10 protein-coding genes are annotated in these 7031 nt (G+C 70.9%); 9 read left to right on the forward strand and 1 reads right to left on the reverse strand.

Going from position 1 to position 7031, the window contains the following annotated elements:
* A partial coding sequence (locus AX737_RS29895) for a DUF3280 domain-containing protein (RefSeq protein WP_066927683.1) occupies positions 1–477 on the reverse strand: 477 nt, incomplete at its 3' end.
* Positions 478–603: 126 nt separating this feature from the next.
* Here AX737_RS29895 and AX737_RS29900 point away from each other — a divergent pair.
* The 9 genes from AX737_RS29900 to AX737_RS29940 form a co-directional block, all read left to right on the forward strand.
* Positions 604–1044 (forward strand): DUF3291 domain-containing protein, encoded by a 441-nt coding sequence (locus tag AX737_RS29900; RefSeq protein ID WP_066927685.1) that lies wholly within the window; start codon positions 604–606, stop codon positions 1042–1044.
* Positions 1045–1135: 91 nt separating this feature from the next.
* Entirely contained in the window at positions 1136–2362 is a 1227-nt protein-coding gene (locus AX737_RS29905; protein WP_066927696.1) for an ABC transporter substrate-binding protein, read from the forward strand.
* A 127-nt stretch (positions 2363–2489) separates the two neighbouring features.
* Complete coding sequence (locus AX737_RS29910) at positions 2490–3464, forward strand: YVTN family beta-propeller repeat protein (protein ID WP_066927687.1); 975 nt, start codon at positions 2490–2492, stop codon at positions 3462–3464.
* A 19-nt stretch (positions 3465–3483) separates the two neighbouring features.
* Positions 3484–3915 carry a hypothetical protein gene (locus AX737_RS29915; RefSeq protein ID WP_066927688.1) on the forward strand — a complete coding sequence of 144 codons (432 nt, stop codon included), beginning with the start codon at positions 3484–3486 and terminating at the stop codon, positions 3913–3915.
* 2 nt (positions 3916–3917) lie between these two features.
* Complete coding sequence (locus tag AX737_RS29920) at positions 3918–4160, forward strand: hypothetical protein (RefSeq protein ID WP_066927690.1); 243 nt, start codon at positions 3918–3920, stop codon at positions 4158–4160.
* Positions 4157–4900, forward strand: a complete 744-nt coding sequence (locus AX737_RS29925; RefSeq protein WP_066927692.1) for an ABC transporter ATP-binding protein — start codon at positions 4157–4159, stop codon at positions 4898–4900. Before AX737_RS29920 ends, AX737_RS29925 begins: the two co-directional genes overlap by 4 nt.
* The gene (locus AX737_RS29930) at positions 4897–5769 is read left to right on the forward strand and encodes an ABC transporter permease (RefSeq protein ID WP_066927694.1); all 873 of its coding nucleotides are present in this window, start codon (positions 4897–4899) and stop codon (positions 5767–5769) included. Before AX737_RS29925 ends, AX737_RS29930 begins: the two co-directional genes overlap by 4 nt.
* A 56-nt stretch (positions 5770–5825) precedes the next feature.
* The gene (locus AX737_RS29935) at positions 5826–6452 is read left to right on the forward strand and encodes a hypothetical protein (RefSeq protein ID WP_066927698.1); all 627 of its coding nucleotides are present in this window, start codon (positions 5826–5828) and stop codon (positions 6450–6452) included.
* A gap of 376 nt (positions 6453–6828) precedes the next feature.
* Positions 6829–7031, forward strand: a 203-nt coding sequence (locus AX737_RS29940) for a hypothetical protein (RefSeq protein ID WP_245293526.1), incomplete at its 3' end; no start/stop codon positions are given.

Consider the following 7031-nt stretch of genomic DNA (forward strand, 5'->3'; position numbering starts at 1 on the left):
GGTATCATCGGTGTCGGCCCGGATCACCACCTGTCCGGCCCGCACCGGCTTGCCGGTGGCCGCGTCCAGGATGCGGACGTACAGGTTGAAGATCTGGTTCGATCCCTTCTCCACATAGCCGGTCACCGCGAGATCCGCACCCAGCGTCCGGGCGATGGGGGCCGCGCAATCCTCGCACTTGTAGAAGGGGCCCTGCTTGGCGATCTCGGCCGCCTGGGCGGCCGTATCCACGGGCTCGAGGCCCCCCTGCTTGGCGAGCATGCCCTTCAGTTCGTCGGTGACGAGGGCGAGCTTGCGGGTCTCGTCGGGCCGCGCCCGGCGCCCACCGACGACGCCGGGATCGAGCAGCTCGACGGGGAAGACCGCCGCCTTGCGCGGGTCGGCGCGGGCCGGCCCATCCGGCGCGGCCAGGAGCGCGAGCGCCGCGAGGCCAGCGAGGAGCGCGCGCACGGACGGCGAAGGCACCGCGAAGGGCATGGTCGGTCTCCCTGGGTCGCGCTCGTGACGGGGCGGCGCGTCGCCCAAGGATCGTGCGGCGGGACGGTTTGGCAATCCCCGGCGCCTCCGTCATCGTCGCCGCACCGGGTCGGAGAAGGAATCGCGATGCCCCTCGTCAGCGTCACGCGCCTGCGCATCCGGGCGCTCCGCTTCCTGCCGGCCTTCGCGCTCCACGCGGTCCGCACGGCCCGGCAGGTGCGGGCGGCGCCGGGCTTCCGGGGCGGGGCGATCCTGCGCGACCGGGACTGGACCTTCTGGACGCTCACCGCCTGGGACGGGCCCGAGAGCATGCGGAGCTACATGGGGGCGGACGCCCACCGGGCGGCGATGCCGCGCCTCTCGCACTGGTGCGACGAGGCCAGCACCGTGCACTGGGACGCGGCGGAGCTGCCCGGCTGGGCCGAGGCGGACAAGCGGATGCGCGACTGGGGCCGCGCCTCCCGGGTGCGTCACCCGAGCCCGCGCCACGAGACCCTGAGCTACCGGCCGCCGCGCCTCTCGGCCTCCGCGGCGCTCGTCCCGAAGCCCCCGTCCGCGGGGATGTGAGCGGGAAACCGGGCGGCACGGGCCTTCGCGGGTCCGATCGGGACCGAAGGCCGTTGAGTAGGCGGGGCTTATGCTGTTACCTGCCGGCCGCATGCGCGCACCTGCAAGATCCTTCATCCTGGCCTTCATCCTGGCCCCGGCGCTCACCGGCGCCGCCGCGCCGCCCGCCGCCGCGCAGGAGCCGGCAGCCGCCCCCGCGGCGGCGCCCTCCGAGACGCGGATCGGCCTGATCCACCGGGTCCAGCCCCAGCCCTCCTCCTACGACGCGGAGGCCCCGCCGGAGGACGAGGGCGTGGCGGGCGCCCGCATGGCGATCGCCGACAACAACACCACCGGCCGCTTCACCAAGCAGTCCTACGCGCTCGACGAGGCGGCGCTCACTGAGGGCGGACCCGGCGCCGTCGAGACCGCCCGGGCCCTGGTGGAGAAGGGCACGAAGTTCATCATCCTGGCGCTGCCGGCCGACGAGGTGCTCGCCGTCGCCGACGCGCTGAAGGACACGGGCGCGGTGATCCTCAACGCCGCCGCCCCCGACGACCGCCTGCGCGGGGCCGATTGCCGCAAGAACCTGTTCCACGTCGTGCCCTCGCGGGCGATGCAGACCGACGCGCTGGCGCAGTACCTGACCCTGATGCGCTGGCGGAAGCTGTTCCTGATCGTCGGCCCGAACGAGGCCGACCGGCTCTACGCCGAGGCGCTGAGGAACTCGGCCCGCAAGTTCGGCCTGAAGATCACCGCCGAGAAGCCCTGGACCTTCGGGCCGCTCGCCAAGGCGCGGGGCGACACGCCGACCCGGGCCGAGGCGATGGTGTTCACCCGCGGGCTCGACTACGACATGGCGGTCGTGGCCGACGAGGCCGGGGACTGGGGCGATTACGTGCCCTACCGCACGGTCGATCCGCGCCCCGTGGGCGGCACGCAGGGGCTCGTCGCCACGACCTGGTCGCCCGTGCTGGAGACCTGGGGGGCGGCCCAGGCGCAGAACCGCTTCCGGCGCCTCGCGGGGCGGCTGATGCGCCCGCTCGACTACCAGGTCTGGACCGCGGTACGGATCGTGGGCGACGCCGCGACCGTCAGGAAGACCGCCGACCCGGCCGTGCTCGGCCCCTACCTCACCGACCCGGCCTTCAGCGTGCCGGCCTACAAGGGCGTGTCCTTGAGCTTCCGCCCCTGGGACCAGCAGCTGCGCCAGCCGTTGATCGTGGTGCAGCCGAAGATGCTGGTCTCGGTCGCGCCCGAGCAGGGCTTCCTGCACCAGCGCACGCCGCTCGACACGCTCGGGGTCGACCTGCCCGAGACGGCCTGCAAGCTCAAGTGAGGCCGCCGCGATCGGCCGGATGCGGCGATGCGCGCCGGGCCCCGGCCCAGGGCGCGCCCTCGCAACCGGCGGGAAACGCCTTACAATCTGCCGCAACGAAGGCCCGACGGGCCGAGGGAGGATCGGGATGGATCGCTGCGCTACGGCAGTGCTGGGATTGGCCGCGCTGATCGGCCTGACGGAGGGCGCGTCCGCCTACACCGTCTACGTCTCGAACGAGAAGGGCAACACGGTCAGCGTCATCGACACCGAGACGATGGCGGTGACGGGGACCTGGAAGGTGGGGCGGCGCCCGCGCGGCATCACGACCAGCAAGGACGGGAAGGAGGTCTTCGTCTGCGCGAGCGACGACGACCGCATCGACGTGCTCGACGCCGCCACCGGCAAGGTGGTGCGCTCGCTGCGCTCCGGGCCCGACCCCGAGCAGTTCATCCTCGATGCCAGCGGCAACCCGCTCTACGTCGCCAACGAGGACGACAGCCAGGTCACGGTCATCGACATCGAGAAGAACCGGGTGCTGGCCGAGGTGCCGGTCGGCGTGGAGCCGGAGGGGATGGGCCTGTCGCCGGACGGGAAGATCCTGGTCAACACCTCCGAGACCACCAACATGGCCCACTTCATCGACACCAAGACCTTCCAGGTGATCGACAACGTGCTGGTGGACGCCCGCCCGCGCTTCGCCGAGTTCACGGGCGACGGCAAGGTCCTCTGGGTCTCGTCCGAGGTCGGGGGCACCGTCAGCGTCATCGACGTGGCGACGCGCCGCGTGGTGAAGAAGATCACCTTCAAGATCCCGGGCGTGAACGACGAGGCGATCCAGCCGGTCGGCGTGCGCATCACCAAGGACGGCACGAAGGCCTTCGTGGCGCTCGGCCCCGCCAACCGCGTCGCGGTGATCGATGCGAAGACCTACGAGGTGCAGAAGTACCTTCCCGTGGGCCAGCGCGTCTGGCAGCTCGCCTTCACGCCGGACCAGAAGCTGCTGTTCTCCACCAACGGCACCTCCAACGACGTCTCGGTGATCGACGTGGCGGCCGAGAAGGTCGTCAAGAGCATTCCGGTCGGCCTGCTCCCCTGGGGCGTGGCCGTCTCCCCGCAGTGATTGTTTGGGACCTCTGCCGATGCGCAAGCTTCTCCCGGTGGCCCTGATCGGGCTCGCCGCGCTCGTCGCGGCCCCGGCCTCCGCCCTCGATCTCACCAAGAAGCGGCAGAACCTGCCCGACCTCGTGCTCGGCAACGAGGAGGGCAACGACTTCGTGGTCGAGAACCGGGACATCGAGATGGAGTCCGGCAAGGCTTATCGGCTGCGGATCGTCGCCAAGGGGCGGCAGGAGTACAAGTTCTACGCGCCCGAGTTCTTCCGCTACATCTGGCTCAACCAGATCGTGATCAACCACCTGGAGATCCACGGCGGCGGCCCGCCCGACCACCTCGAGTTCGACGATCCGGGCGAGATCGCGATCGAGTTCGTGGCGATCAAGCCGGGCGCCTACAAGTGGGAGGCCCGCGGCCTTGAGGCCAAGGGCATGACCGGCACGATTACGGTGAAGTGACGATGCGCGCCGCCTCCCTCTGCCTCGGGCTCATCCTGCTCTCCGCGCCGGCCTTCGCCGACGACAAGGCCGCCTGCGCGGCCGGCATCGCGATGCTCAAGGACGAGATCGCCAAGAACCCGCCCGAATCCGTCCTGCCCAAGCTCAGGAAGGCCCTGCGGGTCGCCGAGCGCGAGCAGGGCGAGGGCGAGTTCGACGAGTGTCTCGACGCGGTGGGCGACGCCGAGCGGGCCCTGAAGCGATGAGCGAGGCGCCGGCCCTCTCGGTCGCGGGCGTCGGCCACCGCTTCGGCGCGCGGGCCGCGCTCGCGGACGTGTCGCTCAGCGTGGAGCGCGGGCGCTTCATGGCGCTGCTCGGCCCGAACGGGGCCGGCAAGACCACGCTCTTCTCCGTGATCACGCGCCTCTACAACAACCAGGAGGGCCGGGTCGCGATCTTCGGCCACGCCCTCGACCGGGAGCCCTCGCGGGCGCTCGCCCGGCTCGGCGTGGTGTTCCAGGCCCGCACCCTCGACACAGATCTCACCGTCGAGCAGAACCTCGCCTACCACGCGAGCCTGCACGGCATCGCCCGCCGGGCCGCGCGCGAGCGGATCGCGGCGCTGCTCGACCGGGTGGGCCTGGCCGACCGGCGGGCCGACAAGGTGCGCACGCTCTCGGGCGGCCAGTCGCGCCGCATCGAGATCGCCCGCTCGCTGATCCACCGCCCGAGCCTGCTGCTCCTCGACGAGCCGACGGTCGGTCTCGACCTCGAATCGCGCGCCGACATCGTCGCCATCGTGCGCGCCCTGGTGCGGGAGGAGGGGCTGTCGGTGCTCTGGGCCACCCACATCTTCGAGGAGATCTCCCCGGAGGACGACGCCGTGGTGCTCCATCGCGGCCGCATCGTCGCCCGCGGCACGGCCGGCACGATCGGGCAGGGCGCCGAGAGCTTGGAGGACGCCTTCCGGCGCCTCGTCGCCGAGCCCGGAAGGAAGGCCGCGTGAGCACCTCCGCGAACCCCACCGCCCAACGCGCGCCGGCCCATCTCGGCCGCTTGGATGCCGTCGGCTACCTGATCTGCCTCGGCGGCATCGTCCGCCGGGAGCTCTTGCGCTTCTTCAACCAGAAGGAGCGGTTCTTCTCCGCGATGGTGCGCCCGCTCGTCTGGCTGTTCATCTTCGCGGCGGGCTTCCGCAACACGTTGGGCGTGTCGATCGAGCCGCCCTACCAGACCTACGTGCTCTACGAGGTCTACGTGGTGCCGGGGCTCGCCGTGATGATCCAGCTCTTCAACGGCATGCAATCCTCGCTCTCGATGGTCTACGACCGCGAGGTCGGCTCGATGAAGGTGCTGCTGACGAGCCCCTATCCGCGCTGGCTGCTGCTCTTGGCCAAGCTGGTGGCGGGCGTCTCGGTCTCGGTGGTGCAGGCCTACGCGTTCCTGGCGGTGGCGTGGTTCTGGGAGACCGACATCCCCCCCCTCGGCTACTTCGCGGCGCTGCCGGCCTTCCTGGCCTCGGGGCTGATGCTCGGGGCCATCGGCCTGTTCCTGTCCTCGCTGGTCCGGCAGCTCGAGAACTTCGCCAGCGTGATGAACTTCGTGATCTTCCCGATGTTCTTCGCCTCCTCGGCCCTCTACCCGCTCTGGCGCATCCGGGAATCCTCCGAGACCCTGTACTGGATCTGCCAGTGCAATCCCTTCACCCACGCGGTGCAGCTCGTGCGCTTCGCTCTCTACGGGCAGTTCGAGCCCGTCGCCTGCGCGGTCGTCGTCGGCACGACGCTCGCCTTCTTCAGCCTCGCGGTCGTCGCCTACGATCCCGGCCGCGGCATCATGGCCCGGCGCGGCGGCCCGGCCGGAGACAACGCATGAGTCCTGGCATGACCCCTGGCATGACCCCTGGCATGAAACCCGGCACGCGGCTCGGCATGGTCCGCCTCTCGCTCCTCGCGACCACACTCCTGGCCCTCGCCGGGCCGGCCCTGGCCCAGCCGAAGACCGATCCCGACTGGCCCTGCGTCCAGCGCAAGGTCGCCACCCTGAGCCCCGGCCAGTTCTGGACCGGCCCCGACCTCGGCGCCGCGCCGGCCGAGTGGGGCAACGACAACGAGGCCGCCGCGCTGGCGCAGAAGATCGCCTCCCGCCGCACGGAGTTGCAGGAGATCGACGGCCTGCTCGACGGCTATGTCGGCAAGCTGCCCGACAAGGCCGCGCGCGAGCAGGGCCTCGCCCGGGTCTACGCGGGCGTGTTCGAGGTCATCAACGGCGAGCGCAACAAGATCATGCACGGCATCGCCCGCTACGCGCAGGGCCAGCGCCGCATGGCCGAGCGCATCCGCGAGGAGGCCGACCAGATCAGCCAGACCAAGGACGCGCCCTCCGCCGCCGACGCGCGGGAACTGCCCAAGGAGCAGTCCGAGCTCGAGACCAAGTTCGCCTGGGACCGGCGCATCTTCCAGGAGCGCTCGCAGTCGCTGACCTATGTCTGCGAGGTGCCGACCCTCCTCGAGCAGCGCCTCGGCGAGATCGCCCGCAAGATCCAGGCGAAGCTCTGATCCGCCGCGTCGGGCCGGCGGCGCGATCCGGCCCATCCCGATTCGGACCGGGCCGCGCGCCCGGCTCGGATCGGCACGACCGGGTCCCGGCAGGCCCGATCCGTCGCCCCGCGGCCGCAGGCACGTCCGAAGAGGGCCCGACTCATTGCCGAAAGCTCCCGGGAAAACTTGCCGAAATCACCTAAGTGATTGAAAACATATGGCATTTCTGTTGCGCGAACATCACGTCCCGGTGATTCCCGTCCGGCCACGCCCCTAAAGATCGCGGTCGCGTCCTCCGGCCGATTGTCGTCCCGTTACGTTCCCGGCATCAGTCTAACTCTAAGCCCCGCACAGAAGGGGCGAAGGTCTTACTGGGTTCTTGAAGGGTTAGGGGATGTCCATGCGGGGGCTCAGAGGCTTCCTGGCCGCGTCCGTCTCGGTGCTGCCGTTCGCGGCGCAGGCGCAGCAGGCGGTCACGCTCGGCGAGATCAGTGTGGTGGCGACGACGCCCGTCGGCGTGTCGGCGGGCAACGGCGCGCCGAGCCTGGCGGCGATCGACGGGCCGGGCGGCCCGGTCGCCCAGGTTCCGGCGACGAC

The sequence above is a fragment of the Methylobacterium sp. CCH5-D2 genome (genome assembly GCF_001556475.1).
In the GTDB taxonomy this organism is placed as follows: Bacteria; Pseudomonadota; Alphaproteobacteria; order Rhizobiales; family Beijerinckiaceae; genus Methylobacterium; species Methylobacterium hispanicum.